This is a genomic window from Pseudomonas beijingensis, assembly GCF_030687295.1.
GTDB lineage: Bacteria > Pseudomonadota > Gammaproteobacteria > Pseudomonadales > Pseudomonadaceae > Aquipseudomonas > Aquipseudomonas beijingensis.
Genome location: NZ_CP117425.1, coordinates 2,667,748 through 2,691,239, shown reverse-complemented (window position 1 = coordinate 2,691,239; position 23,492 = coordinate 2,667,748). Strand labels below are relative to the sequence as shown.

At 60.5% G+C, this 23,492-nt stretch carries 26 protein-coding genes and 2 pseudogenes; 15 read left to right on the top strand and 13 right to left on the bottom strand.

The features are described 5' to 3' along the window. Positions 1 to 24 precede the first annotated feature (24 nt). Entirely contained in the window at positions 25 to 2,184 is a 2,160-nt protein-coding gene (locus tag PSH84_RS12245) for a type I secretion system permease/ATPase (protein ID WP_305483008.1), read from the top strand. Between the two features lie 219 nt (positions 2,185 to 2,403). After that, positions 2,404 to 3,768, top strand: a complete 1,365-nt coding sequence (locus PSH84_RS12240) for an HlyD family type I secretion periplasmic adaptor subunit (RefSeq protein WP_122569050.1) — start codon at positions 2,404 to 2,406, stop codon at positions 3,766 to 3,768. A 147-nt stretch (positions 3,769 to 3,915) separates the two neighbouring features. On the opposite strand, the gene PSH84_RS12235 is transcribed toward PSH84_RS12240, so the two are convergent. Together PSH84_RS12235 and PSH84_RS12230 are read right to left on the bottom strand one after the other, a co-directional pair. Continuing rightward, entirely contained in the window at positions 3,916 to 4,512 is a 597-nt protein-coding gene (locus PSH84_RS12235) for a tRNA-uridine aminocarboxypropyltransferase (protein WP_305470215.1), read from the bottom strand. Positions 4,513 to 4,514: 2 nt separating this feature from the next. Then, positions 4,515 to 5,408 carry a LysR family transcriptional regulator gene (locus PSH84_RS12230; RefSeq protein WP_003184133.1) on the bottom strand — a complete coding sequence of 298 codons (894 nt, stop codon included), beginning with the start codon at positions 5,406 to 5,408 and terminating at the stop codon, positions 4,515 to 4,517. A 109-nt stretch (positions 5,409 to 5,517) separates the two neighbouring features. Between PSH84_RS12230 and PSH84_RS12225 the strand changes: the two genes are divergently transcribed. The 5 genes from PSH84_RS12225 to PSH84_RS12205 all read left to right on the top strand — a co-directional run bounded on the left by PSH84_RS12225 (position 5,518) and on the right by PSH84_RS12205 (position 10,240). Continuing rightward, a complete protein-coding gene (locus PSH84_RS12225) occupies positions 5,518 to 5,691 on the top strand; it encodes a hypothetical protein (RefSeq protein ID WP_305483007.1) in 174 nt (57 codons plus the stop codon). 28 nt (positions 5,692 to 5,719) lie between these two features. After that, the gene (gene speB / locus PSH84_RS12220; RefSeq protein WP_003184135.1) at positions 5,720 to 6,670 is read left to right on the top strand and encodes an agmatinase; all 951 of its coding nucleotides are present in this window, start codon (positions 5,720 to 5,722) and stop codon (positions 6,668 to 6,670) included. Between the two features lie 9 nt (positions 6,671 to 6,679). Further along, on the top strand, positions 6,680 to 7,087 hold the full coding sequence (locus PSH84_RS12215; protein ID WP_305483005.1) for a YybH family protein: 408 nt from the start codon (positions 6,680 to 6,682) through the stop codon (positions 7,085 to 7,087). Between the two features lie 51 nt (positions 7,088 to 7,138). Continuing rightward, a complete protein-coding gene (locus tag PSH84_RS12210; RefSeq protein ID WP_305471161.1) occupies positions 7,139 to 8,653 on the top strand; it encodes a purine-cytosine permease family protein in 1,515 nt (504 codons plus the stop codon). Between the two features lie 198 nt (positions 8,654 to 8,851). Then, positions 8,852 to 10,240 carry a sodium:solute symporter family protein gene (locus PSH84_RS12205; protein ID WP_122569054.1) on the top strand — a complete coding sequence of 463 codons (1,389 nt, stop codon included), beginning with the start codon at positions 8,852 to 8,854 and terminating at the stop codon, positions 10,238 to 10,240. 209 nt (positions 10,241 to 10,449) lie between these two features. On the opposite strand, the gene PSH84_RS12200 is transcribed toward PSH84_RS12205, so the two are convergent. Then, positions 10,450 to 10,578 carry a PA1414 family protein gene (locus PSH84_RS12200; protein WP_003198971.1) on the bottom strand — a complete coding sequence of 43 codons (129 nt, stop codon included), beginning with the start codon at positions 10,576 to 10,578 and terminating at the stop codon, positions 10,450 to 10,452. A 139-nt stretch (positions 10,579 to 10,717) separates the two neighbouring features. Next, a complete protein-coding gene (gene ptrR / locus PSH84_RS12195; protein ID WP_122569056.1) occupies positions 10,718 to 11,611 on the bottom strand; it encodes a putrescine utilization regulator PtrR in 894 nt (297 codons plus the stop codon). Positions 11,612 to 11,715: 104 nt separating this feature from the next. On the opposite strand from ptrR, the gene PSH84_RS12190 reads away from it, so the two are divergent. Beyond that, positions 11,716 to 12,888 carry an MFS transporter gene (locus tag PSH84_RS12190; protein ID WP_305483004.1) on the top strand — a complete coding sequence of 391 codons (1,173 nt, stop codon included), beginning with the start codon at positions 11,716 to 11,718 and terminating at the stop codon, positions 12,886 to 12,888. Here the strand turns inward: PSH84_RS12190 and PSH84_RS12185 are convergent, their stop codons facing one another. Next, positions 12,889 to 14,343 carry an NCS1 family nucleobase:cation symporter-1 gene (locus tag PSH84_RS12185; protein ID WP_305483002.1) on the bottom strand — a complete coding sequence of 485 codons (1,455 nt, stop codon included), beginning with the start codon at positions 14,341 to 14,343 and terminating at the stop codon, positions 12,889 to 12,891. It lies immediately after the preceding gene. Between the two features lie 400 nt (positions 14,344 to 14,743). After that, positions 14,744 to 15,580, bottom strand: a complete 837-nt coding sequence (locus tag PSH84_RS12180) for a CvfB family protein (RefSeq protein ID WP_122569060.1) — start codon at positions 15,578 to 15,580, stop codon at positions 14,744 to 14,746. Positions 15,581 to 15,920: 340 nt separating this feature from the next. On the opposite strand from PSH84_RS12180, the gene PSH84_RS12175 reads away from it, so the two are divergent. From PSH84_RS12175 to PSH84_RS12165, 3 genes are all read left to right on the top strand, one after another. Beyond that, entirely contained in the window at positions 15,921 to 16,109 is a 189-nt protein-coding gene (locus PSH84_RS12175; RefSeq protein WP_018607615.1) for a PFL_1563 family small protein, read from the top strand. Between the two features lie 196 nt (positions 16,110 to 16,305). Then, a complete protein-coding gene (locus PSH84_RS12170) occupies positions 16,306 to 17,016 on the top strand; it encodes a TorF family putative porin (RefSeq protein WP_122569061.1) in 711 nt (236 codons plus the stop codon). A gap of 80 nt (positions 17,017 to 17,096) precedes the next feature. Continuing rightward, positions 17,097 to 17,963: a DUF6279 family lipoprotein gene (locus PSH84_RS12165; protein WP_305483000.1), complete on the top strand. Its 867-nt coding sequence runs from the start codon at positions 17,097 to 17,099 to the stop codon at positions 17,961 to 17,963. Positions 17,964 to 18,119: 156 nt separating this feature from the next. On the opposite strand, the gene PSH84_RS12160 is transcribed toward PSH84_RS12165, so the two are convergent. Further along, a complete protein-coding gene (locus tag PSH84_RS12160) occupies positions 18,120 to 18,512 on the bottom strand; it encodes a transcriptional regulator (protein ID WP_122569063.1) in 393 nt (130 codons plus the stop codon). A 184-nt stretch (positions 18,513 to 18,696) separates the two neighbouring features. Here PSH84_RS12160 and PSH84_RS12155 point away from each other — a divergent pair, with 184 nt between their 5' ends. Then, the gene (locus tag PSH84_RS12155; RefSeq protein ID WP_305482998.1) at positions 18,697 to 19,428 is read left to right on the top strand and encodes a DUF899 domain-containing protein; all 732 of its coding nucleotides are present in this window, start codon (positions 18,697 to 18,699) and stop codon (positions 19,426 to 19,428) included. Between the two features lie 227 nt (positions 19,429 to 19,655). Here the strand turns inward: PSH84_RS12155 and PSH84_RS12150 are convergent, their stop codons facing one another. From PSH84_RS12150 to PSH84_RS12135, 4 genes and pseudogenes are all read right to left on the bottom strand, one after another. After that, complete coding sequence (locus PSH84_RS12150; RefSeq protein ID WP_003184158.1) at positions 19,656 to 19,943, bottom strand: HigA family addiction module antitoxin; 288 nt, start codon at positions 19,941 to 19,943, stop codon at positions 19,656 to 19,658. Then, positions 19,943 to 20,221: a type II toxin-antitoxin system RelE/ParE family toxin gene (locus PSH84_RS12145; RefSeq protein WP_305470203.1), complete on the bottom strand. Its 279-nt coding sequence runs from the start codon at positions 20,219 to 20,221 to the stop codon at positions 19,943 to 19,945. Before PSH84_RS12145 ends, PSH84_RS12150 begins: the two co-directional genes overlap by 1 nt. Before the next feature lie 156 nt (positions 20,222 to 20,377). After that, positions 20,378 to 20,626, bottom strand: a complete 249-nt coding sequence (locus tag PSH84_RS12140) for a BrnA antitoxin family protein (protein ID WP_305470202.1) — start codon at positions 20,624 to 20,626, stop codon at positions 20,378 to 20,380. A gap of 13 nt (positions 20,627 to 20,639) precedes the next feature. Further along, a pseudogene (locus tag PSH84_RS12135) lies at positions 20,640 to 20,735 on the bottom strand (BrnT family toxin); the annotation flags it as partial. A 484-nt stretch (positions 20,736 to 21,219) separates the two neighbouring features. Here PSH84_RS12135 and PSH84_RS12130 point away from each other — a divergent pair. Together PSH84_RS12130 and PSH84_RS12125 are read left to right on the top strand one after the other, a co-directional pair. After that, positions 21,220 to 21,492: a hypothetical protein gene (locus PSH84_RS12130; protein WP_305470200.1), complete on the top strand. Its 273-nt coding sequence runs from the start codon at positions 21,220 to 21,222 to the stop codon at positions 21,490 to 21,492. A gap of 51 nt (positions 21,493 to 21,543) precedes the next feature. Then, positions 21,544 to 21,735 (top strand): annotated as a pseudogene (locus PSH84_RS12125) (addiction module antidote protein); the annotation flags it as partial. Between the two features lie 22 nt (positions 21,736 to 21,757). On the opposite strand, the gene PSH84_RS12120 reads toward PSH84_RS12125, so the two are convergent. Continuing rightward, on the bottom strand, positions 21,758 to 22,165 hold the full coding sequence (locus PSH84_RS12120) for a hypothetical protein (protein WP_305470198.1): 408 nt from the start codon (positions 22,163 to 22,165) through the stop codon (positions 21,758 to 21,760). A gap of 58 nt (positions 22,166 to 22,223) precedes the next feature. On the opposite strand from PSH84_RS12120, the gene PSH84_RS12115 reads away from it, so the two are divergent. Beyond that, positions 22,224 to 22,808, top strand: coding sequence for a DUF4291 domain-containing protein (locus PSH84_RS12115; RefSeq protein WP_305470197.1), 585 nt, complete (start codon positions 22,224 to 22,226; stop codon positions 22,806 to 22,808). Positions 22,809 to 22,939: 131 nt separating this feature from the next. Here PSH84_RS12115 and PSH84_RS28765 read toward each other — a convergent pair whose 3' ends face one another. Continuing rightward, positions 22,940 to 23,380 carry an RDD family protein gene (locus tag PSH84_RS28765; RefSeq protein ID WP_369426309.1) on the bottom strand — a complete coding sequence of 147 codons (441 nt, stop codon included), beginning with the start codon at positions 23,378 to 23,380 and terminating at the stop codon, positions 22,940 to 22,942. Between the last annotated feature and the right edge of the window lie 112 nt (positions 23,381 to 23,492).

The following is a 23,492-nucleotide window of genomic DNA, read 5'->3' as shown; positions in this document are numbered from 1 at the left end:
TCCACACAAATGGGAGCGACCGACGTGACCAGCATGGAACCCACAATCCCCGGCGCCGATCCGCGCCTGAACTTCGATGATCCCTTGCTGGACGGCCTGCTGATCCTCTGCAAACTCCATGGCGCGACGGTCAGTCGCGCCAGCCTCAGCGCCGGGCTCCCTATGGCGCACCAACGCTTGAGCCTGGACCTGCTGCCCCGCGCAGCGGCCCGGGCGAGCTTGCAGGCGCGGCTGCTGCGTCGTGAGCTGGCGGACATCTCCCCCCTGAACCTGCCGGTGATGCTGATCCTGGCGGGTGGGCGCTGCGCGGTATTGCGGCGCTGGGGCGAAGATGGCAAGGCACTGATCCTGCCCAGCGAAGCCGAGGGTGGCGAACAGTGGGTCAGCCGCGAGGAACTGACCAACGATTACAGCGGCCAGGCGCTATTCGCCCGGCCGCGTCATGAACTCGAAGACCTGCGCGCCCCGCTGGTGCCACGGGTCGAGGCGTGGTTTCGCGACACCCTGAAACTGTCGCGCTGGCTGTACAGCGACGCGATCCTGGCGAGTTTCCTGATCAACCTGCTGGGGCTGATGGTGCCGCTGTTCGTCATGCAGACCTACGACCGCGTGGTGCCGAACCAGGCCACGTCGACCTTGTGGGTGCTGGCCGTGGGGCTGTTGATCGGCACCGGTTTCGAACTGGTGCTGCGGGTGGTACGCGCCCATCTGCTGGACACCGCCGGCAAGAAAACCGACGTGATTCTTTCCGCGACGCTGTTCGAACGCATCACCGGCATGGCGATGAAGGCCAAGCCGGTGACCATCGGCGGCTTCGCCCAGAGCATCCACGACTTTCAGGGCCTGCGCGAATTCCTCACGGCGGTGACCCTCACCAGCCTGATCGACCTGCCCTTCGCCCTGCTGATGCTAGTCGTGATCGGCCTGCTGGGCGGCTGGCTGGTGGTGATTCCCGTGGTGGCGTTTCCCATCACCATTGTTTTCGCGATGATCATCCAGGCGCGCCTGCGCGACACCGTGGAAAAAAGCCTGGCCCTCGGCGCCCAGCGCCAGGCCCTGCTGATCGAAACCCTCGGCGGCCTGGAAACCCTCAAGGCCTGCAGCGCCGAAAGCGAGCGCCAGCATCAATGGGAAAGCACCCACGGCGCCCTCACCCGCCTGGACAGCCATGCGCGCAACCTCTCGGCGCTGGCGACCAACGGCACCTTGTTCCTGCAACAACTGGCGGGCATGGCGACCATCGTCGCCGGGGTCTACAGCATCATCGCCGGCAACCTCAGCGTCGGCGCGCTGGTGGCGACCTACATGCTCGGCAGCCGGGTCCTCGCCCCCCTCGGGCAGATCGCCGGGCTGATCACCCGCTACCAGCAAGCCCAGCTCACTATGCGCAGCACCGACGCCCTGATGGCGTTGCCCCAGGAGCGTGACGCCAAGCAGCGGCCGCTGGATCGCACCCAGTTGCAGGGCGCACTGGACGTCAGCGGCGTGACCTTCCACTACAACGGCCAGAGCGCCCCGGCGCTGGCGAACGTCAGCTTCAGCCTCAAGCCCGGCGAACGGGTCGGGATCATCGGCCGCAGCGGCTCGGGCAAGAGCACCCTGGCGCGCCTGGTGATGGGTTTCTATGCACCAGAGGAAGGCCAGTTGCTGCTGGACGGGCTGGACCTGCGGCAACTGGACGTCGCCGACCTGCGCCAACAGATCGGCTACGTCGCCCATGACCTGCCGCTGCTGGCCGGCAGCCTGCGGGATAATCTCACCCTGGGCGCCCGCTACATCAGTGATACGCGCATGCTGGAAGTGGCGGAGCTGACCGGTGTCACCGAACTGGCGCGCCAGCACCCCCAAGGTTTTGACCGGCCGGTGGGCGAGCGCGGGCAGCTGCTGTCCGGCGGCCAACGCCAAGCCGTGCTGCTGGCCCGGGCCTTGCTGCTCGACCCACCGATCCTGCTGCTGGACGAACCCACCAGCGCCATGGACAACAGCAGTGAAGACGTTTTGCGGCAGAAGCTTCACACCCACGTGCAGGGCAAGACCGTGCTGCTGGTCACCCACCGCACCTCGATGCTGAGCCTGGTGGACCGCCTGGTGGTGCTGGATAACGGCCGGATCGTGGCGGATGGACCGAAGGACGCGGTGATCGATGCCCTGCGCAAGGGACGGGTAGGCTCCGCAGCGGTATAGCTGCCAACACAGCAACCTGTGGGAGCAAGGTTTGTGTGGGAACAGGTTTGTGTGGGAGCAAGGCTTGCCCGCGATGAAGCTGATGCGGTCTCACTGGAACCGAGGCGCCTGTATCGCGGGCAAGCCTTGCTCCCACAAAAGCCTTGCTCCCACAGATACCTCTTTCAAGCCACAGATGTGTGTTCGGCTTTATTTCACTTAACCAACGGGTACCGCCCCATGTCTGCTCAAACCCCGGATTCAGCCGCCCGAAGCTACTTCGGCAGTTTCAGCAAAAGCGCCGAAAGCGAGTTCATGCCGGAAACTGCCGGCGCCACGCTGCAGGATTCGCCCCGGCGCTCGCGGGTTACCGTGTGGCTGGCGGCCGGGTTGATCGTCAGCGGGCTGGTCTGGGCAAAGTTTGCGGTCTTGCAGGAAGTCACCACCGGCGAAGGCAAGGCGATTCCGTCAAGCAAGATCCAGGTGATCCAGAACCTGGAGGGCGGCATCGTCACCGAGATATTCGTGCGCGAAGGCCAAATGGTGAACAAGGGCGACACCCTGCTGCGTCTGGACGATACACGGTTCCTGTCGAACAAGGGCGAGAGCGAGGCTGACCGCTATGCGCTGACAGCCCAGGTCGAGCGCCTGTCGGCCGAGGCCGAGGGGCGGCCGTTCGCGCTTTCGGCAGAGGTCACCGCCAAGGCCCCGCAAGTGGCCGAGGACGAGCGCTCGCTGTATGAACAACGCCAGCGGCGCCTGGCCAGCGAACAACGCACCCTGACCGAACAACTGCGGCAGAAGACCCAGGAACTGGCAGAGTTTCGCTCCAAGCAAGGTCAGTTCAGCTCCGCCCTGGCCTTGCTGCAGGAAGAAATGAACATGTCCGCCCCCTTGGTGCGCACCGGAGCGGTATCGCCGGTGGAGATCCTGCGGCTCAAGCGCAGCGCGGTGGAGATCCGCGGTTCGCTCAACGCCACCACCCTGGCGATTCCCCGGGCCGAATCGGCGATCAACGAGATCAAGAGCAAGATCGACGAATCGGAACAGACCTTCCGCTCCGAGGCGGCCAAGGACCTCAACGAGAAACGCACCGAACTGTCGAAGATCACCGCATCGAGCATCGCCATCGACGACCGCGTGACCCGTACAACCGTGGTCTCGCCGGTGCATGGGGTGATCAAGCAACTGAAGGTCAACACCATCGGCGGCGTGGTGCAGCCGGGCAATGACATGGTGGAAATCGTGCCCCTGGAAGACAACCTGCTGATCGAAGCCAAGGTCCGCCCCCAAGACGTGGCGTTCCTGCACCCGGGCCAGAAAGCCATGGTCAAGTTCAGCGCCTACGACTACACGATCTATGGCGGGCTCAGTGCCAAGCTCGAACTGATTGGCGCCGACACCATTACCGATGACAAGGGCAACAGCTTCTACCTGATCCAGGTGCGCACCGACAAAAACCACTTGGGCGGGGATGCCAAGCCGTTGCTGATCATTCCGGGGATGGTCGCGACAGTGGACATCATCACCGGGGAGAAAAGTGTCCTGGATTACCTGCTCAAGCCAGTGTTGAAGGCGCGGACCGAGGCGATGCGCGAGCGGTAAGCCTTGAGCTGAGACTTTCATTGATTGTTCTACCGCTATCGCGAGCAAGCTCGCTCCCACAGTGGCCTGTGCTGATCACACATTTTGTGGGCACAGAAGATCAACTGTGGGAGCGAGCTTGCTCGCGATGAGGCCGGCAACCACACCCTATTTTTCAGCATGATTACGCCGAAACGTTTCCGCCCCCATCGCCGCAATCTGCCCCTCGATCAACGCCTCGAACGGCCTCAACAAAGGTTCGAAGCTCTCTGGCGCTTCCAGGACTTGCAACGCCTGGACAATCGCCTCCACCGTCGACAACGCCCCCGGCCCGGGCGCCTTGCGCAAGCGGTAGCGGGACACACCGCCCTCCGCCAACGTCACCCTCGGCAGTGCCGCCAGCAGCGGGTTGAGGTGCAGCAACTTGCGCGCCTTGCGCCAGGTACCGTCGGGTACGACCAACAGCAGCGGCTCATCGGACGGCTCGTAGGCGTGCAGCGGCTGCGCATCATCAGCGGGAAACAACAACCGCGCCTGATAACCCGGCTGATCGAGCAACCGGGGCAAATCCTCGAACACCTCGCCCACGATCAGCTCGGCATTGCGCAGCCCCAACGCCGCCAGCCGGGCGGTGTTCAAGGCATGGTCCACTTCGCTGGGATGCTGCAGCAGCAAGACGCGGGTGCGGCTGTCGAGGCTGGGAATCAACGGGCACAGGCAATGGCTTTGCGGTCGTTGGCAACGCGGGCATTGGATTCTGGACATGGTCAGGCCTGATTCAGTTGAGCTTTGAGCAAGTCACGGAAGGTCTGGATCAACGGCTCGCGGCTGCGACCACGGCGCACGATCATCGAAAACGGCGCCTGATAGCCGAAGGTCGCCGGCAGCAGCACGCGCAAGTCGCCCTTGTCGACCCAAGCCTGGGCGTAGTGCTCAGGCAAGTAACCGACATAGGCACCGGACAGCACCAGGATCAACTGCGCCTCCATGCTCTCCACCGTCGCCGCGCTGTGCTTGAAGCCGTGGCGGGCCAGTTCAGCCTGGCTCCAGTAACCGCGCCCGACCATGCGCTGCTGGGTGATGACTTGTTCAGGAATGCGCCGCTCGTTGAACAACGGGTGGCGGTTGCTGCAATACAACCAGTGCTGCTCGCGGTACAGCGGCATGTAGACCAGCCCGCTCATGCGCGTGGAAAACGCACCGATGGCCAGGTCCAGGCGGTTGTCCTGGACGCCGAGTTGCAGCTCGTAAGGGCTCATGACGGATAGATGCAAATGCACCGCCGGATGCTCCTGGCTGTAGGCACCGATGGCTTCGGCGAACGGCAAGGCCTTGTCGCTGACCGTCGAGTCGATTACCCCCAGATTCAACGTGCCGCGCAGTTCCCCCTTGAGCGCGGCGGCGTATTGCTCGAACCCTTCGAGCTCGCCCAACAGGCGCAGGGTTTCCTGGTGGAACAACTCGCCCTTGCTGGTCAGGCTGAACCCGCCCCGGCCGCGATGACACAGCACCAGGCCCAAGGCCGATTCCAACTGGCTCATGTAGGTGCTGATGGCCGACGTGGACAGATTGAGCTCGTGCTGGGCATTGGCGAACCCCTGGTGCCGGACCACGCTGACGAAAATGCGCAGCAGTTTCAGGTCGGGTAGAGCGTTGGCCATGGGAAACTCCAAGTACAGACAGGACACTGCAAACTCTGTGGCGAAGGGATTTATCTGTGGGAGCAAAGCTTGCTCGCGATACAGGGGCCTCGGTTCCAGAGGAAACCGCATGAACGTCATCGCGGGCAAGCCTTGCTCCCGCAGGCTTGCTCCCACCATTTCACCTCATCAGATCAATCGCGAGTCTATCGCCCCACCGCGCATTAGTTTAGAAAAATCTGAACTAAGTATTTGCCGCCAGCGATTCTTCACGGCAAAAGCTTTTCGCAGAATCGGCCCCTGATAAATAAAACAACGATGAGGCCCTACCCGTGGACAAGATTCTTCACCAACCACTGGGCGGCAACGAAATGCCGCGCTTCGGCGGCATCGCCACCATGATGCGACTTCCTCATTTGCAAACCGCTGCCGGCCTCGACGCTGCCTTCGTCGGCGTGCCGCTGGACATCGGCACCTCCCTGCGCGCCGGCACCCGCTTCGGCCCCCGCGAAATCCGCGCCGAATCCGTGATGATCCGCCCCTACAACATGGCCACCGGCGCCGCGCCATTCGATTCGCTGTCAGTGGCGGACATCGGTGATGTGGCGATCAACACCTTCAACCTGCTGGACGCGGTGCGGATCATCGAAGAGTCGTACCACAAGATCCTCGAACACAACGTCATCCCCCTGACCCTGGGCGGCGACCACACCATCACCCTGCCGATCCTGCGGGCGATCCACAAGAAACACGGCAAGGTCGGCTTGGTGCACATCGACGCCCATGCCGATGTGAACGACCACATGTTCGGCGAGAAAATCGCCCATGGCACCACCTTCCGACGCGCCGTGGAAGAAGGCCTGCTCGATTGCGACCGCGTGGTGCAGATCGGCCTGCGGGCCCAGGGCTACACCGCCGATGATTTCAACTGGAGTCGCAACCAGGGTTTCCGCGTGGTCCAGGCCGAAGAGTGCTGGCACAAGTCCCTGGCACCGCTGATGGCCGAAGTGCGTGAGAAAGTCGGCGGCGGCCCGGTGTACCTGAGCTTCGACATCGACGGCATCGACCCGGCCTGGGCACCCGGCACCGGCACCCCGGAAATCGGCGGCCTGACCACCATCCAGGCGATCGAAATCGTGCGTGGCTGCCAGGGCCTCGACCTGGTCGGTTGCGATCTGGTAGAAGTCTCGCCGCCGTACGACACCACCGGCAACACCTCGCTGCTGGGCGCCAACCTGCTGTACGAGATGCTCTGCGTGCTGCCCGGCGTGGTTCATCGCTGAGGCGCCGCCATGAACGATCACGATCAGGTACTTGAGGCCGCCGCAAAACTGGTGGCGGCCTTCGCCCGCAATGACCGCGACGCCTACTTCGGTGCGTTCACGGCCGATGCGAGTTTTGTGTTCTACACCCTCGGACAGCCCCTGCTGTCACGCGATGCCTACCAGGCGTTGTGGGATCGCTGGCGGTCCGAGGATGGCTTCGAGGTGCTCGCTTGTACCTCGAGCAACGCCTTCGTCAGCCTGCAAGGGGACGTGGCGATTTTCATCCATGACGTGGCCACCGAGCTGCGCATGCAAGGGGAGCTTCACCTTAGCCAGGAGCGCGAAACCATTGTGTTTCGCCAAGAACAACAAGGCCTATGGCTGGCCTGTCATGAACATTTGTCCGCAATGCCGGAAGGGCTGCCACCCCCTTAGCCAAACAGGCGACGCTCACACACGATGAGTGCGCCTCGATGATCGGAGCAGATCATGAATAACAATAACGATAAAAGCCTTACGCACATTGAAACCAACGGGGTCGAACAGATCCCGGACCACGAACGCACCGCCGGCCCGGGCGACCTGTTTCGCCTGATCTTCGGCGGCGCCAATACCTTTGCCACCGCCGTGCTCGGCAGTTTCCCCGTGCTGTTCGGCCTGTCGTTCCAGGCTGGGGTCTGGGCGATTGTGCTGGGGGTGTTGGTGGGATCGATCATTCTCGCGCCGATGGGCCTGTTCGGCCCGCTCAACGGCACCAACAACGCGGTGTCTTCCGGTGCGCACTTCGGCGTGCACGGGCGCATCGTCGGCTCGTTCCTCTCGTTGCTGACCGCCATCGCGTTTTTCTCGCTGTCGGTGTGGAGCTCGGGCGATGCGTTGATCGGCGGCGCCAAGCGGCTGGTCGGCGTACCGGAAACCGACCTGAGCCTGGGCCTGGCCTACGGCCTGTTCGCCCTGCTGGTGTTGACGGTGTGCATCTACGGCTTCCGCTTCATGCTGTGGGTCAACCGCATCGCCGTGTGGGCCGCCAGCCTGCTGTTCCTGCTGGGCATTTTCGCCTTCGCACCGACCTTCGACAGCCAGTTCGCCGGCACGGTCAGCCTCGGCCAGCCGGGCTTCTACGCCGCCTTCATCGGCGCGGCGCTGGTGGCCATGAGCAACCCGATTTCCTTCGGTGCGTTCCTGGGCGACTGGTCGCGCTACATCCCGCGCAATACCCCCAAACGCCGCATCATGCTGGCCGTGATCGCCGCGCAACTGGCGACGCTGATCCCGTTCCTGTTCGGCCTCGCCACCGCCACCATCGTGGCGATCAAGGCGCCGGACTACATCGCGGCCAACAACTACGTCGGCGGGTTGCTGGCGGTGTCGCCGGGGTGGTTCTTCCTGCCGGTGTGCCTGATCGCGGTGATTGGCGGCATGTCCACCGGCACCACGTCGCTGTATGGCACCGGGCTGGACATGTCCAGCGTGTTCCCACGGGTGCTGTCGCGGGTCAAGGCGACGCTGCTGATCGGCGTGATGTCGATTGCGTTCATCTTCATCGGGCGCTTCGCGGCGAACCTGGTGCAGAGCGTGTCGACCTTCGCGGTGCTGATCATCACCTGCACCACGCCGTGGATGGTGATCATGATCATCGGCCTGCTGGTGCGCCGCGGCTTCTACTGCCCGGATGACCTGCAAGTATTCACCCGCGGCGAAACCGGCGGGCGCTACTGGTTCAGCCACGGCTGGAACTGGCGCGGCCTGGGGGCGTGGATTCCCAGCGCGTTGGTGGGGTTGTGCTTCGTCAACCTGCCGGGGCAGTTCGTCGGGCCGCTGGGGGAACTGGCCGGCGGGATCGACATCAGCCTGCCGGTGACCCTGGGCCTGGCCTCGGTGGTGTACCTGGCGTTGCTGGGGCTGTTTCCAGAGCCGGCGGCGGTGTATGGGCCGGGGGATCCGCGAAGCCAGGATGCTTCGGAGCCAATCGATAAACCCTCCCTCAGACAGACCGCCTGACCCGAGATCAACGAAATACCTGTGGCGAGGGAGCTTGCTCCCGCTGGGCTGCGCAGCAGCTCCAAGCTTTTAGCGGTTGCTGCGCAACCGAGCGGGAGCAAGCCCCCTCGCCACAACAGCTCGTTCGCACTGAGGCTGCAGTGCCAGGGACAGCACCGCCTCGTCCCATATAAAAAAGACAATCGGAGACACGCCACCATGGCTTTGGACTTAATCGTCGTTCTCATCTACGCCACCGGCATGATTGCCCTCGGCTGGTACGGCATGCGCCGCGCCAAGACCCGTGACGACTACCTGGTCGCCGGGCGCAACCTCGGCCCGGGCTTTTACCTGGGCACCATGGCCGCCACCGTCCTGGGCGGTGCGTCCACCATCGGCACCGTGCGCCTGGGCTACGTCTATGGCATTTCCGGGTTCTGGCTGTGCGGCGCCATTGGCCTTGGCATCGTCGGCCTGAGCCTGTTCCTCGCCAAGCCGCTGCTCAAGCTCAAGATCTACACCGTGACCCAAGTGCTGGAGCGCCGCTACAACCCTGCCGCGCGCCAGGCCAGTGCGCTGATCATGCTGGTGTATGCGCTGATGATCGGTGCCACCTCGACCATCGCCATCGGCACCGTGATGCAGGTGCTGTTCGGCCTGCCGTTTTGGGTGTCGATCCTGGTGGGCGGTGGCGTGGTGGTGCTGTATTCCACCATCGGCGGCATGTGGTCGCTGACCCTCACCGACATCGTGCAATTCTTGATCATGACCGTGGGTCTGGTGTTCTTGCTGATGCCGATGTCCATCGTCGACGCCGGCGGCTGGGACACGATGGTGGCCAAGCTGCCGGCCAGCTACTTCGACTTCACCGCCATTGGCTGGGACACCATCCTCACCTACTTCCTGATCTACTTCTTCGGCATCTTCATCGGCCAGGACATCTGGCAGCGGGTGTTCACTGCTCGCAGCGAAGGCGTGGCCAAAGTGGCCGGCACCGCAGCCGGCCTGTACTGCGTGCTGTACGGCCTGGCCGGGGCGTTGATCGGCATGGCGGCCAAGGTTTTGCTGCCGGACCTTGCGAACGTCAACAACGCTTTCGCCAGCGTGGTGCAGACCAGCCTGCCCAACGGTATTCGCGGGCTGGTGATCGCCGCGGCCCTGGCGGCCTTGATGTCCACCGCCGCAGCGGGCTTGCTCGCGGCGTCCACCACGGTCGTCCAGGACTTGCTGCCCCGTCTGCGCCAGGGCCGTGAGAGCGGCAGTGGCGATGTCCACGAGAACCGCATCGCGACCCTGCTGATGGGGGCGGTGGTCCTGGTGATCGCCCTGGTGGTCAGCGACGTCATCAGCGCCCTGACCCTGGCCTACAACCTGTTGGTGGGCGGCATGCTGATCCCACTGATCGGCGCCATCTACTGGAAACGCGCCACCACCGCCGGCGCGATCACCAGCATGTCGCTGGGCTTCTTGACCGCACTGTTCTTCATGCTCAAGGACGGCCTGGACGCGAACACGCCGATCTACTACAGCCTGAGCGTGGCGCTGGTGAGTTTTGTGCTGGTGAGTGTGTTGGCGCCACGGCCGGGTGTGGTAACCAAGGCGGTTTGACCGACAACCCTTGGCAATGAAAACCCCTGTGGGAGCGAGCTTGCTCGCGATAGCGGCTGTACAGGCAACACACCTGTTGAATGTTCCCCCGTCATCGCGAGCAAGCTCGCTCCCACAGATTCTGTCTTCAGAAATAAAAAGATCGCAGTTCCGGCCCATCTCAATTGAAATGGTCCGGAGCTGCGATCTCTCCAAATTCTGCGGTGTGTTTACCGGCGGCGCGGTTGGCGGCGGCGTTGCTCGTCATCGGTGCGGATCGGTACCGGTTGCATCGGCGGCTCGATCAGGCCAAGCGCGACACCCAAGTCGTGAAGCCAGTTCTGGATTTTCTCTTTCATCGTGGTGCCCCCTCAGGGTGGTGCGAGCGGCAGATTTCTGTGGCCCCTTCGCACTGATAATAGTCCGATGTTCTACGCAATGCTCGTCTCAGTTTGCAATGATCTGTTACTGAATTGATCCAAATCCACCTCCCGGAGTTCAAGCCGATTGCGCCGTGATCATTGGCGCTCGCGGCCAGGCCTGTTGTTGCAATTCGATCCAGGCGTTCAGGTTGGCCCCGACCATGCCTTTGCGCCACATCAGCCAGGTGGTGGCGCTGGCAAACGGCTCTGCCAGCGGATGCACCGTCACCCGCTCGCGGCCCGGCAGGCTGGCCAGCATCGACTCAGACATCAACGCCACCCCGGACCCGGCGATCACACACGCCAGCATCCCTTGGTAAGACTCGATTTCCATCGCCCGACCCATGGTTGCATGGTCATGGGCAAACCAGGCTTCCAAGCGCATCCGGTACGAGCAACCACGCCGGAACGTGAACACCGCGCGACCCTGCACATCCAGCGCACTGCGCACCGGCGGGTGATCGGCCTCGGTGATCAGCACCAACCGCTCGTCGCACAACGGCACGCCATCCAGCCCCGCCAACTCCAGCGGACCATCCACCAGCGCCGCATCGAGCCGATTGGTGAGCAACCCTTCAAACAACTCGCCACTCGGCCCGGACTGCACTTGCAGGTTCACCGCCGGATACGCCCGGTGATACGCCGCCAGCAGGTCCGGCAAATGCGTCGCCGCCGTGCTGTACATCGTGCCCAGCAGGAAATCCCCGGCTGGCTGCCCGCCCTGCACGGCGGCATGGGCCTCGTCGTGCAAGGCGAACAGCTTGGCCGCATAGTCCAGCAGGACTTTTCCTGCCGGCGACAACTGCAAACGCTGACGCTCGCGCAGGAAAAGGTCCACGCCCAGTTGCTCTTCCAGCTGCTTGAGCCGGGTCGACAAGTTCGACGGCACCCGGTGCAGGCGCTCGGCAGCCCGGGTGATGGAACCTTCCTCGGCCACGGCCTGGAAAATCCGCAGTTGGCTGAACTCCATGACCTTCTCCAAAAAAGAACAAGTTACTCACTATTATTCATTTTTAATGAAAGTCAATCAGTCCTAGCCTGACGGTCATTCGCCCCGACACCCGGAGAACGACCATGTCACCTCTTATTCGCCTGCTCGGCAGTTTCATCGCGCTGATGATGGCCATGGGCATTGGCCGCTTCGCCCTCACACCGCAGTTACCTCATTTGATCGGCGAAGGTCAGGTCGACTTGACCGCCGCCGGTCTGATTGCCGCCGCCAACTACCTGGGTTATTTCCTCGGCGCGCTGGACGCCATGTTCGCCCGTCGTCCGGAACAGGTGCGGCGACGGTTGCTCGGCGGCCTGTGGCTGTGCGTGCTGCTGACCCTGGCGTCGTTCTGGGCCTGGGGCTTCTGGCCGCACCTGGCGTTGCGCTTCGGCACCGGCGTGGCGAGCGCCTGGGTGATGGTGATGATCACCGCCCTGAGCCAACCCTTGGCCGCAGCGGCGGGACGGCCACGGCTCGGCGCACTGGTGTTTGCCGGACCTGGATTGGGGATTTTCCTGACAGGTTTGTTGGCGTTGGGCTCGAACCTGCTGGGCCAGACTTCCGCAACCCTATGGCTGGTGTATGCCGGCGTGGCGCTGGCGATGTTGCTGGTGATTTTGCCGATCCTGCCACGACCCGCCGCAGCCGCGCCCGTTGCAGCGCCGGTCAGCGCCTCGCCGAACCGTGGCATCGCTCGGCTCGGAGTGGTGTACGCCCTGTACGGCGTGGGCTACATCATTCCGGCCACATTCCTGTCGCAAATGGCCTCGGCGCAGTTCCACGGGCAATGGCAAGCCGACCTGTTCTGGCCCTGCTTCGGCCTGGCCGCCGCCACTGGCGTGCTGCTGGTGAGTTTGCGTCGACCAGACCCAAGCACCACCGGCCGCTGGCTGATCGGTACGCTCTGGCTGCAAGCCGCCGGGGTGTTTGCCTGTCTGCTGGGCAGTGGGCCAGGGCTGGCGCTGGGGGTGATCCTGTGCGGTGCACCGTTCCTGGCCTGCATGCAGCTGGTGATGCTGCGCTCCCGGGAACTAGCGCCTCACGCCACCCAGCGCAACGCGGGCCTGCTGACCGCCTGCTTTGCCGTGGGCCAGCTCAGCGGGCCCCTGCTTGCGGCGCTGAGCAGCCATTTCAGCGGCGGCCTGCAACCGGCGTTGATCATTGCTGGTAGCGGCCTGGTGCTGGCCGGTGGCCTGTTGCTGCGGCCCGCCAGCCGGGGCGCGACGAGCCCTTGCGCCCAAACCGCCCTGCGTTGATCAGGCCTGACCGGCCGGGCTCAACGCTTTGCTCAACTGCGCGGCCGGCTCCCGTCGCGCCAAGGCGAAATACAACACCCCGCCGAGGAAGCAACCGGTAAACCAGGCAAAGTTGGCCATCGGTTGCAGCAGCGGCGTGAAAGTGATCGCCACGCCCATCAGCGTCGCCGGGATCAACGCTTTGACCGCGGTCCAGTTGATGCCGCCGCTGTAGTAATAGCGCCCGCTAGGCCCGTCATTGAACAGCGCGTCGACGTCGATCTGCTGTTTTTTGATCAGGTAGTAATCCACCAGCAGGATCCCGAACAGCGGGCCGATGAATGCGGCCAGCACGTCCAGGGTGTAGTGGATCACTTCGGGGTTGTTGAACAGGTTCCACGGCGTGATGAAAATCGACGCCACCGCCGCAATCATGCCGCCGGCGCGCCAACTGATCTTGCTGGGGGCGACGTTGGCGAAGTCGAACGCCGGCGAGACGAAGTTGGCGACAATGTTGATGCCGATGGTGGCGGTCACGAAGGCAAAGGCGCCCAGCAAGACGGCCACGTCGTTGTCGATGCGCGCCACGGTGGCGATCGGGTCATGGAGCATTTCGCCGAACACCGGCAAGGTCCCTGAAACAATCACCACGGTGACCAAGGAGAACGCCAGGAAATTCACCGGCAGCCCCCAGAAATTGCCCCGGCGCACGTCAGACATGCTTCGGCAGTAACGACTGAAATCGCCGAAATTCAGGGTCGGGCCGGAAAAGTACGACACCACCAGGGCCGTCGCCACGATCACCTGGCCGAAAGCCTGCCAGCCGGACAAGGACTTTTCCGACAGGGTGAAGTTGATATTGCTCCAACCGGCCTTCCACACGATCCAGCCGGCCAACAGAAACATCACGGCATACACCACCGGGCCGGCCCAGTCGATGAAACGACGGATAGACTCCATGCCGGTCCAGAAGACCAGCGCCTGGACGAACCACAGGCTGAGGAAACCGAACCAACCCAAGTAGGACAAACCGGCAAAATGCGGCGTCGCATAGATTTCCATTGCAGGAAAAAACCGCAGCACCACGATGATCAGCGCGCTGGAAGCCAGGTACGTCTGAATGCCGTACCAAGCCACGGCGATCAAACCGCGGATGACCGCAGGAATATTCGCCCCGAACACGCCGAACGCCAGCCTGCAAATGACCGGATAAGGCACCGCCGCCTGCTGGCTCGGCTTGGCGACCAGGTTGGCGATCAACTGCACGATGCAAATCCCTCCGAGCAAGGCAATCAGCACCTGCCAACTCGCCAGGCCCAAGGCGAACAGGCTGGCGGCAAACACATAGCCGCCCACGCTGTGCACATCACTCATCCAGAACGCGAAGATGTTGTACCAATTCCATTTCTGCGCCAGCGGGCCCAGGTCCTGGTTATAGAGGCGGGGGCTGTAGCCGTTGGGCAATTGCTCGGACATTGCGGGGCTCCTTTGAGTACCGCCGTGCCCCCGTATCGACCTGCTCACCATACTGCGCACGGGAGCCGGCATGGTTTGTATACGCGTTGCTACGCAGAATGCGTGCCATAAGCGCTGGATGTGAGACAAACCGGGGTGTGCAGTGGGGGTTAAAGCTGAGCAGGAGCAGGCATGCGCCCACGAACAGGGCGTGGGTGCATGCTAAAGGTGCAGGAGTTTGTATACAGAGGAAAGTCGCGGCGCGTCGCTATTATGTGGGAGCAAAGCTTGCTCGCGAAACAGGCGCCTCGGTTTCAGAAAGACCGCATCGCCTTCATCGCGGGCAAGCCTTGCTCCCACAGCTCGCCTCCCTGGCCACATAAACCCTTACTTGCCACAGATGCAGTGGCTCGACTGAAGATCAGCTCAATTCAATGCGATCCGCATGAATGACAATCTGCCCATTCTTGTACAGCGCACCAATAGCCTTCTTGAAGTTGCCCTTGCTCACGCCAAACAGGCTGCTGATCAGCGCCGGGTCGCTCTTGTCGCTGACTGCCAGGGTGCCATCGTTCTCCCGCAACTTGGCGAGGATCTTCGCGTTCAGGCTGGTGGCGGCTTCCTGGCCCACAGGCTGCAGGCTCAGGCTGATCTTGCCGTCCGGGCGGATTTCCTTGATGAAGCCTTTTTCCTGTTTACCGGCGCGCATGAACTTGAAGATTTCATTCTTGTGAATCAAGCCCCAGTGCTTGTTATTGATGATCGCCTTGAACCCCATGTCGGTGGCTTCGGCGACCAGCAAATCCACTTCCTGGCCCGGCGTGTAGTTGGCCGGGGTCTTGTCCAGATAACGATCCAGGCGCGCCGTGGCGGTGATGCGACGGGTGTGCTTGTCGAGGTAGACGTGCACCACGCAGTATTCGCCGGCGGTCATCTGGCGTTTTTCTTCGGAATACGGCAGCAACAGGTCCTTGGGCAGGCCCCAGTCCAGGAACACGCCGATGCTGTTGACCTCAACCACTTTCAGGCTGGCGAATTCACCGACCTGAACCTTGGGTTTTTCCGTGGTGGCGATCAATTTGTCGTCGCTGTCCAGATAAATGAAAACATTGAGCCAATCTTCATCTTCACTGGGAATATCCTTGGGAATATATCGATTGGGCAGCAGGATTTCGCCGTCCGCACCGCCATCCAGATATAAACCGAAGTTAGTGTGTTTAACCACTTGCAAACTGTTGTAGCGCCCGACTAAAGCCATTTCCAATACCCTCATTGCGTGGGCGGCATTCTACCCGGTTTTGCGGCGCGATTCGTGGCCGCCGGCAAGGTTTGCCTGGAAGGCTTGGCACAACCGTTGATTTTCCTGGGTTTTCACTCCGGGCAGGGGCCATTCGTCAGGCCGGTGCCGGGGCGTTCCGTCCGCTCTCGGCGCACTATTTTTCACAGGGTTGTTATTTAAAACAGAGGCTTAGGACAATAATTGCCGGATAACAGAGCATTATTCCCGTCACGACAACGATAATTCAGAAGGATATTTGCCAAGCAATTGTCAAGTATTTCCTGTACGATGCCTGGCCCAATTAATTATCTACAGGTTAATGGCCGTCATGCGCGTAAAAGCATCCAACAGCAAAGCAAAGCCAGCTCCAGCCGTTGAAACCAGCGAGTCGATCAACGACCAGATCGCTGCGTTCCTCAAATCCGGCGGCGAGATCCAGCAAATTGCCAAAGGCGTCAGCGGCCAGACATTCGGCCCGTCCAAGCAGATCAGCCTGGGCAAGAAGTAACCTGCGCGTCACCTGGTCCCAAAGCGCTTTGAGCTTCGAAGCGCTTGGACTGGAACCCCTCTCCGCTCTACCCATTTCCCATGAATCGACGAACGGCCCTCACTGCCGAGCATTCGCCGGTATGCTTTCACCTCTCTAACTCAAGCGTTTCAGCTTAGTTATCGTTCCGGCTTCCTCGCTATTGATGGAATGCAGCATGCGCATCCCCATTGTTCCGCTGACATTCAGCCTGCTCTCGTGCTCCCTCGTCCATGGGCAGGTATTCCAGCGCGAACTCGGCGACTTCGACCTCAAGCTTGGCACCACCCCCAGCCGCAGCATGGCCCAGGGCTTGGTCACGCCGTCGAGCACCGGTTCGTTCCATGGTGGCCTGGACCTGAGCCACGACAGCGGCTGGTACGTCGGCCAGTGGTCGCCCAGCGCGGGCGTATCCGCCGACCTTGAAGTCGATTCCTACATGGGTTTTAAACAACCCTTCGACCAGACCCTGGGCTACGAAGTCGGCCTGATCCACTACAGCTACCCCACCCTCGATACCCTCGACAGCCAGGAGTTCTATGGCGGCCTGACCGTGCTCGGCAGCCGTTTCGGCGCGGCCCTGAGCAACGATCCAGACAAACAGAACAGCACACTGTTTGCCGACTTGGGCGGCAACGTGCCGTTCGGCATTGGCATCAGCGCCAAATACACCACCCACCAGCTCAATACACCGGTTTCGGTGGAGAACGGTTATGTAGGCAGTTTCAGCGATTGGTCATTGAAAATTTCCCGTCCGTGGAAGGGCATCGATCTGGACCTGATCTACAGCGACTCAAGCCTCAGCGGCAGCAGTTGCTCGGCGTATTCCGGCCACAACAGCGAATGCGACAGCCTGCTGACCCTCAAGATGGCCCATCCTTTTTACTAAGCGTTACGCATTAATCGGCTGAACTGCCGTGCGCCTGCCATGCTCAAACAAGACACTTACGTTTTTGCAAGGACTCGCTCATGTCGCGCTGGTTAACCCGCACTGCCATGTTCATCGCCCTGCTGCTGACGCTCACTGCCTGTAGCCGAGTCGGCTTGGCGTACCGCAACCTCGACCTGATCATCCCCTGGACCCTCAACGATTACCTGGACATCAAAGGCGAGCAAAAAGACTGGTTCAACGAACGCCTCAAGGACCACTTGACCTGGCACTGCACCACCCAGTTGCCCGGCTACCTCGATTGGCTGGACCGTTTGGAAACCATGGTGCAGGCCAACCAGGTGACCGACCAAGCCCTACAACAGCGCACCCGGGAAGCCAAGGCCGCCATCGCCGAAACCGCCCGGGCTATCACACCCTCGGCCATCGAATTGCTGCAAGGCCTGAGCGACGACCAAGTCGCCGACATGGACGCCGCCTTCGTCAAGGACCAGCGCAAACGCCAGCAGCAATACCTCAAGCCGACGCTGCAGGAGCAGATCCAGGAACGCAGCGAACGCATGGTCAAACGCCTGGACGACTGGCTCGGTCCACTCAATGACGCCCAGCGCCAACGGGTGACAGCCTGGTCCACCGCCCTCGGCGACCAGAACCAGCAATGGATCGCCAACCGCGCCCACTGGCAAAACCAGTTCAGCGAAGCCGTGGCCCAACGCCACAGCCCCGACTTCCCCAAACGCATCGAGCAACTGCTGGTCAATCGCGAAAGCCTCTGGACCCCTGCCTACCGCGAGGCCTTCAGCAAAACCGAAGCCCAGGCCCGCAGCCTGCTGGTGGACCTGATGGCCGAAAGCACCCCGCCCCAGCGCGAACGGCTGCTGAAGAAAATCGACGGGGTGAAGAAGGATTTCACTGACTTGAAGTGTCTGAAGGCAGCACGCTCATAAAACCACTGAGATCCCATGTGAGAGCGAGCTTCTGTGGGAGCAAGGCTTGCCCGCGATAGCATCACCTCGGTCCATCTGATAGACCGTGTTGCCTGCATCGCGGGCAAGCCTTGCTCCCACACAAGCTCAGCTCCCACGGGATTCAGTGCAGGCCTGTCAGGCAATCTGCGCCTTCGAAGCCAAGTCATCAAACGTAAACTCATCCAGCGCATCTTCCTGCTCATCCAACACCTGGCGCGGATGATCATTGCCCGGAATACTGCTGTCGATCAGGCTCAACAACCGCGAGCCCCGCGGCGTCAGCACAAAATTCTCGCCATTACCGCCCTCTTCCTCCGGCCGCGGCTCGATATAGCCACGCTCCAGCAGCAACTTTTCATACTCCCCGGCGACCGCTTTCAGATGATCGAGATTCTCGATCGCCTCGCCTGCAGCCGCTTTCGCCGCCGCGTACTCCTCCGCATAAGCCCGAGGAGCAAAGCTATGACCGGCGCCATTTTGCACTTCGTGCAACAACCGTTCGATCAAGTCCCAGTTATAAGTCGTCATCCTGGTCCATCCTCCAAAGAGTGAGATGCCTACCTAGGTTGTGACCGAGGTGCTGCGCCACCGTTCAGCCGGGTTTCCGGGCGGTCTTTACCTTGAACCGACCAACGGCCTGTCGAATTCCGCCAAGGCCAAACGACCACCTGTTGAAAGCCGATTTCACAGCTCAGCCACAGGAGAAATCACCATGAACGTAGAAAATCATCCAGTCGTCTCGCGGGAAGAATGGCTCGCCGCCCGCCGCCAGCACCTGATCCACGAAAAAGCCTTCACCCGCGAACGCGACAAACTCAGCGCCGAACGCCGCGCCCTGCCCTGGGTAAAAATCGACAAACCCTACCGCTTCCAAGGCCCCCACGGCGAACTGAGCCTGGCCGACCTGTTCGGCGGCCGCAGCCAACTGATCATCTACCACTTCATGTTCGGCCCCGGCTGGACAGAAGGCTGCCAAGGCTGCTCCTTCCTGTCCGACCACATCGACGGCGCCAACCAACACCTGGCCCACCACGACGTAGCCGTGGTCGCCGTCTCCCGCGCCCCGTTCGCCGAATTCCAAGCCTTCAAACGCCGCATGGGCTGGGCCTTCGACTGGATCTCATCGGAAGGCTACGACTTCAACTACGACTTCGGCGTCAGCTTCAAAGCCGAAGACACCGCCAACGAAAAAGCCACCTACAACTACGAAAAAACCGACAGCGCCGAAGGCGAACTCCCCGGCCTGAGCGTCTTCTATCGCAACGCAGCCGGCGACATCTTCCACACCTACTCCACCTACGCCCGCGGCCTGGATATATTGGTCGGTACCTACAACTACCTCGACCTGACGCCCAAGGGCCGCAACGAAGACGAAATCATGGATTGGGTACGGCACCACGATAAATACGAAGAGGCCAAGCCCCACGGCTGCTGCCATGGCTGATGCCAATCTCGAGCGCCGCCTCCGTGGCGAGGGAGCTTGCTCCCGCTCGACTGCGCAGCAGTCGCCTTCTGTGCCTACCGGCGTAAATAGCGGAGTAATGAAAGGATGGGCAACTCAGGGTCGCCTGTTGTCCAGACGAAAACCGGACCAGACCACGATTAAAAAGACAGGCCGATCTCGATTGGTCTGTCTCTGATCCCCGCGTCCGCCAACATTGGAGGGATGATTCAGGCGAAAGCGAGCTTTCTTACCTGCAACAAATCAACATGCTGACGGGCCACCCATAGATCGTAAGCATCCTGCATGGCCAGCCAACTCTCCGGCGAGCGGCCAAGCGCTACAGACAACCGCAATGCCATTTCAGGCGAAACGCGGCTAGTGCCCTTCAAGACACGGCTCAATGTCGAGGGGGCTACACCGAGCTTTTCCGCCAGCTCGCGACCGCTGATACCGTTCGGTTCCAGATAAATCTCGGTAATGAACTCCCCTGGATGGGGAGGGTTGTGCATGTTCATCAGTGGTAATCCTCGTAGTCCAGGACGTAAGCGTTTCCATCGCGAAACTCGAACGTCAGCCGCCAATTGCCATTCACCATGACTGACCAGCGCCCATGCATTTCGCCTTTTAGCGGGTGAAGGCGGAAGCCGGGAATATCCATGTCATCAATCGTCATGGCTGTATTCAAGGCCGCTAGCTGCATTCGTAGCCGCTTGGCGTGAGCGGGCTGCACGCCTGCCGTAGTGCCCGTATCGAAGAGCTTGCGTAGCCCTTTGTGTTGAAAAGACTTGATCATGGGAAAGCCTAGCATGTTGCGCAACACGCAACAAAATATGATGCCTCAGAAACTCAAGACATGTATTTAACGACGAGCCACGTTGAGGGAGGATCGAAAAGGGAAACTATGAAAGCGGGCGATTCGTAGGGAGGCCGATTCATAGCGTGAAATAGTTCATCCCTGCTTGGCCTGCATGTATTGGCGAAGGAACTGATTGATGCGTGTCTGATAACCCGCGTCCTGCCCCTTGAACCACTCCACCACATCGGCATCAAGGCGAATGGTCACCGCCTGCTTTACCGGCACCCGCAGCTCAGTGCGGCGGAAGAAATCTTCACCCAGTTCGGAGATATCGCTGGTATCGATGTCCCCGTCATTCAACTTGGCCAGGCGCTCCCAGCCAGTTTTCGACGTTTTCGACATAACGTATGGCCTCCTATTTAGTAGTATTTCGGGCGGAGATGATCCAGATCACATCGCCCCGCCGTTCGGTGTACACGACCACGCCGATCAACTCTTTGATCAAGCCGATGGGTCGACGCCCGGGTACCTGTTTTACCGAAGCCTACTGTCGAAACTGTCCTTCTGAAATCAGACGCATCCCCTTATAAAAGTACGAAAGATCCTGCACAGAGGCGCAAACCTCCTGCGAAAGGGACAGATAGGACGACAAGCAGGGTCGCTGGGAAGGAAACGGAGGGACTGGGTCCGCCCCTACGAAGAGCCAAGCCCCACGACAGCTCCCACGGCTGATACAAAACCAACCCAAGTCGAGAACCGTTCCCCGTGGCGAGGGAGCTTGCTCCCGCTCGACTGCGCAGCAGTCGCATCTTTTACCTGACCCGAAGCAGCCCAAAAAGCCGACCGCCGCTAGGTCAAAAGTCCTACACAAAGCTCGGAAAGCGGTGTCTTGTAGCCCTCAAGTGGGTCGGTCTATAGTCCCTCGTCGCCCAAAAGGCGACCGGGTTTGGCGACCCGATCAACAGAGAGACTCATCAACTTTGGAGGCTCTTACTATGCCCAGATACATGCCCATCACCGGAATCGACTGCACCCCAGCCACCCTACTCATCGACACCGAAGCCCCGCTTGACGTCCTTTTCGAAACGGCGGATTACCGCATTCGAACCGTGACCCAGTTGTTGGAAAACATCGCCTTTCGTTCGGATATCAGCTCCGACACGGTCGTGCTCTCGGACTTTTGCAAAATGATGACGATAGCGCTGCGCGATGGGTGCGATGTGATGGATGTGATTGGTAGACGGTTGCGGTTGCAGGCTGCTGAATAAGGAAACGGGCGACCTGAGGGTCGCCCGCTTTTACATGCGTGGAGAGCAAAAATGACCGAGACCTTCGCAGACTTTGACCCTGCCGAGTACCTGAGCTCTCCCGAGGCCATTGCAGAGTTCATGAACGATGCCCTGGAAACTGGCGACGCAGATTATATTGCCAAAGTGAGGAAATTAGTCGCACGCGCCAAGGAGGTGACCGAACTCGCCATGAAGACCAGACTATCCCGAGAACAGTTGCACTAGTCCTTCAGCAACGGAATATCTAAGGCACCGCATAGCTCTCGTAATCCAAAGCGATCCCGTCGTCTTTCGGATAGCTGACATACACCACCACCGCATCGCTGCTGGCGACCAAGGCGTAGGGCCATTTACCGTTAGCCGCCCTCATCTGCTCGTATAACTGCAAGAAGTAATTTTTGGTCTGGCCCCGTGGGTCGTAGGGTAATTGCACCTGGAAAATCGGATAGTGCCCGCCATTGCACAGCTGCACCCGCTCCAGCTTAATGTCATTTTTCACCAACACTTTGCGGGTCGGATGCTGCCAGATCGCGAGGTCGACATCGCGACAATCGCTGGCCGTACCGCTATAAAGCTGGGTGTTTTCCAAGGTGGGTAGTGCCGACGCCAGGCAAGGAAAAAGTAACAACATCAGAAGAAGAAAACGCGGCACGGCAGCGCTCCGAAGGGACAGGAGCGCGATTATAAAATCTTTTACCGAGAGTACGAATATGCAAAGTCAGTTGGAGCCTTCATCCCAAACTACACCACTGCGCCAGATTCGCGCTTTGTACGACGACAAGACCATTCGCATCTACCAAGCCTATTCGGATGCTATCGCCGATGCGGCGCTGAGCCTTGGCACCTTCGCGTCACCGCCGTTCAAGATGGAGCGGATGACGTGGATAAAGCCATCATTTCTCTGGATGATGTACCGATCAGGTTGGGGGTTGAAGGACGCAGGTCAGTCTAGAATCCTGGCAATCGATATTTCACGAGAAGGCTTCGAATGGGCCTTAGCCCATAGCAGCCTCAGCCATCCCGACGATTCAATGAGCAAGGAAGAATGGCTCAACGTGAAAGAGAATGCGCCAGTCCGCATACAGTGGGATCCAGAACGAGACTTGCATCTACAACCCCAAATACACCGCGCCATTCAGATAGGCCTAAGCAAGCAAGCAGTAGCGCTTTACGTCAACGAATGGATACAGAACATAACCGATATAACTCCGTTGGCGCACAGCATCCACAAATTGGTGCTTGAGAACGAAATTGAGGAAGCACGCAAATTACTTCCAATTGAAAAAGTGTATTAAGTACGCCAAACACCCGCCATAGCCACTAATCGAGATAACCCACCCTGCTCAGCCCACCTATGCAGAACCTGCGTTTCAAAATCCAGCAACCGAGGCCCTGATCCGTTACAGGAAGGCGCCCCCTATCTGCCTTACTTACGGCTTAGAGCGGAACACAATCGTAGATACGAGCATGTCACCAAGCCGTTTCCGTGAACCAAATAAAATAATATCCAATCAAAAATACTCAGAAACGGTGTAATGATGTTACGCATAAACGATTGGTAGAGATTGCAGTTAAGGACGCTGCGCTCGTCGATCACAGGCATTCCCAACAGTTTCTTACCCGGGCTTTGACCGTTCGTTCGGCATCGCATCGGAGCACAAGTAATGCGCCGCACCAAAGCCCAAGGCCAGAAAGCCAACCATGTTTGGCGGCAATCCAATAACTCGGCTGTACGCCCTATGAGGCCGAATAGAAAAAGGGAAACTAGGGGGTCAATGATCTGTCCCCCCCACCGACGCCCCAGGCCGCCAATTTTTTGGGTTTCTGATTCGTCCTTTGAGTGCTGCTGATTCCCATGTGTTATCACGTCTTCGGCAGACAGGTATATAAACAATAAATCAAAACGGCAGTCTCAGGGATAACCAACATTCTGCTTCTAATTAGCTGCACTGATAACGTGCCCCCGTTACTTCTGCTTT

What these genes read in the sequence shown, in the direction of transcription:
- PSH84_RS12185 (WP_305483002.1), bottom strand. Translation starts at nt 14,343, where the DNA reads ATGTCCGAGCAATTGCCCAACGGCTACAGCCCCCGCCTCTATAACCAG.
- PSH84_RS12170 (WP_122569061.1), top strand. Translation starts at nt 16,306, where the DNA reads ATGCGCATCCCCATTGTTCCGCTGACATTCAGCCTGCTCTCGTGCTCC.
- PSH84_RS12235 (WP_305470215.1), bottom strand. Translation starts at nt 4,512, where the DNA reads ATGTCCAGAATCCAATGCCCGCGTTGCCAACGACCGCAAAGCCATTGC.
- PSH84_RS12155 (WP_305482998.1), top strand. Translation starts at nt 18,697, where the DNA reads ATGAACGTAGAAAATCATCCAGTCGTCTCGCGGGAAGAATGGCTCGCC.
- PSH84_RS12175 (WP_018607615.1), top strand. Translation starts at nt 15,921, where the DNA reads ATGGCCGTCATGCGCGTAAAAGCATCCAACAGCAAAGCAAAGCCAGCT.
- PSH84_RS12140 (WP_305470202.1), bottom strand. Translation starts at nt 20,626, where the DNA reads ATGTCGAAAACGTCGAAAACTGGCTGGGAGCGCCTGGCCAAGTTGAAT.
- ptrR (WP_122569056.1), bottom strand. Translation starts at nt 11,611, where the DNA reads ATGGAGTTCAGCCAACTGCGGATTTTCCAGGCCGTGGCCGAGGAAGGT.
- PSH84_RS12240 (WP_122569050.1), top strand. Translation starts at nt 2,404, where the DNA reads ATGTCTGCTCAAACCCCGGATTCAGCCGCCCGAAGCTACTTCGGCAGT.
- PSH84_RS12230 (WP_003184133.1), bottom strand. Translation starts at nt 5,408, where the DNA reads ATGGCCAACGCTCTACCCGACCTGAAACTGCTGCGCATTTTCGTCAGC.
- PSH84_RS12165 (WP_305483000.1), top strand. Translation starts at nt 17,097, where the DNA reads ATGTCGCGCTGGTTAACCCGCACTGCCATGTTCATCGCCCTGCTGCTG.
- PSH84_RS12225 (WP_305483007.1), top strand. Translation starts at nt 5,518, where the DNA reads ATGAACGTCATCGCGGGCAAGCCTTGCTCCCGCAGGCTTGCTCCCACC.
- PSH84_RS12115 (WP_305470197.1), top strand. Translation starts at nt 22,224, where the DNA reads ATGCAAAGTCAGTTGGAGCCTTCATCCCAAACTACACCACTGCGCCAG.
- PSH84_RS12180 (WP_122569060.1), bottom strand. Translation starts at nt 15,580, where the DNA reads ATGGCTTTAGTCGGGCGCTACAACAGTTTGCAAGTGGTTAAACACACT.
- PSH84_RS12130 (WP_305470200.1), top strand. Translation starts at nt 21,220, where the DNA reads ATGCCCAGATACATGCCCATCACCGGAATCGACTGCACCCCAGCCACC.
- PSH84_RS12215 (WP_305483005.1), top strand. Translation starts at nt 6,680, where the DNA reads ATGAACGATCACGATCAGGTACTTGAGGCCGCCGCAAAACTGGTGGCG.
- PSH84_RS12145 (WP_305470203.1), bottom strand. Translation starts at nt 20,221, where the DNA reads ATGATCAAGTCTTTTCAACACAAAGGGCTACGCAAGCTCTTCGATACG.
- PSH84_RS12160 (WP_122569063.1), bottom strand. Translation starts at nt 18,512, where the DNA reads ATGACGACTTATAACTGGGACTTGATCGAACGGTTGTTGCACGAAGTG.
- PSH84_RS12200 (WP_003198971.1), bottom strand. Translation starts at nt 10,578, where the DNA reads ATGAAAGAGAAAATCCAGAACTGGCTTCACGACTTGGGTGTCGCGCTT.
- PSH84_RS12190 (WP_305483004.1), top strand. Translation starts at nt 11,716, where the DNA reads ATGTCACCTCTTATTCGCCTGCTCGGCAGTTTCATCGCGCTGATGATG.
- PSH84_RS12205 (WP_122569054.1), top strand. Translation starts at nt 8,852, where the DNA reads ATGGCTTTGGACTTAATCGTCGTTCTCATCTACGCCACCGGCATGATT.
- PSH84_RS12150 (WP_003184158.1), bottom strand. Translation starts at nt 19,943, where the DNA reads ATGAACATGCACAACCCTCCCCATCCAGGGGAGTTCATTACCGAGATT.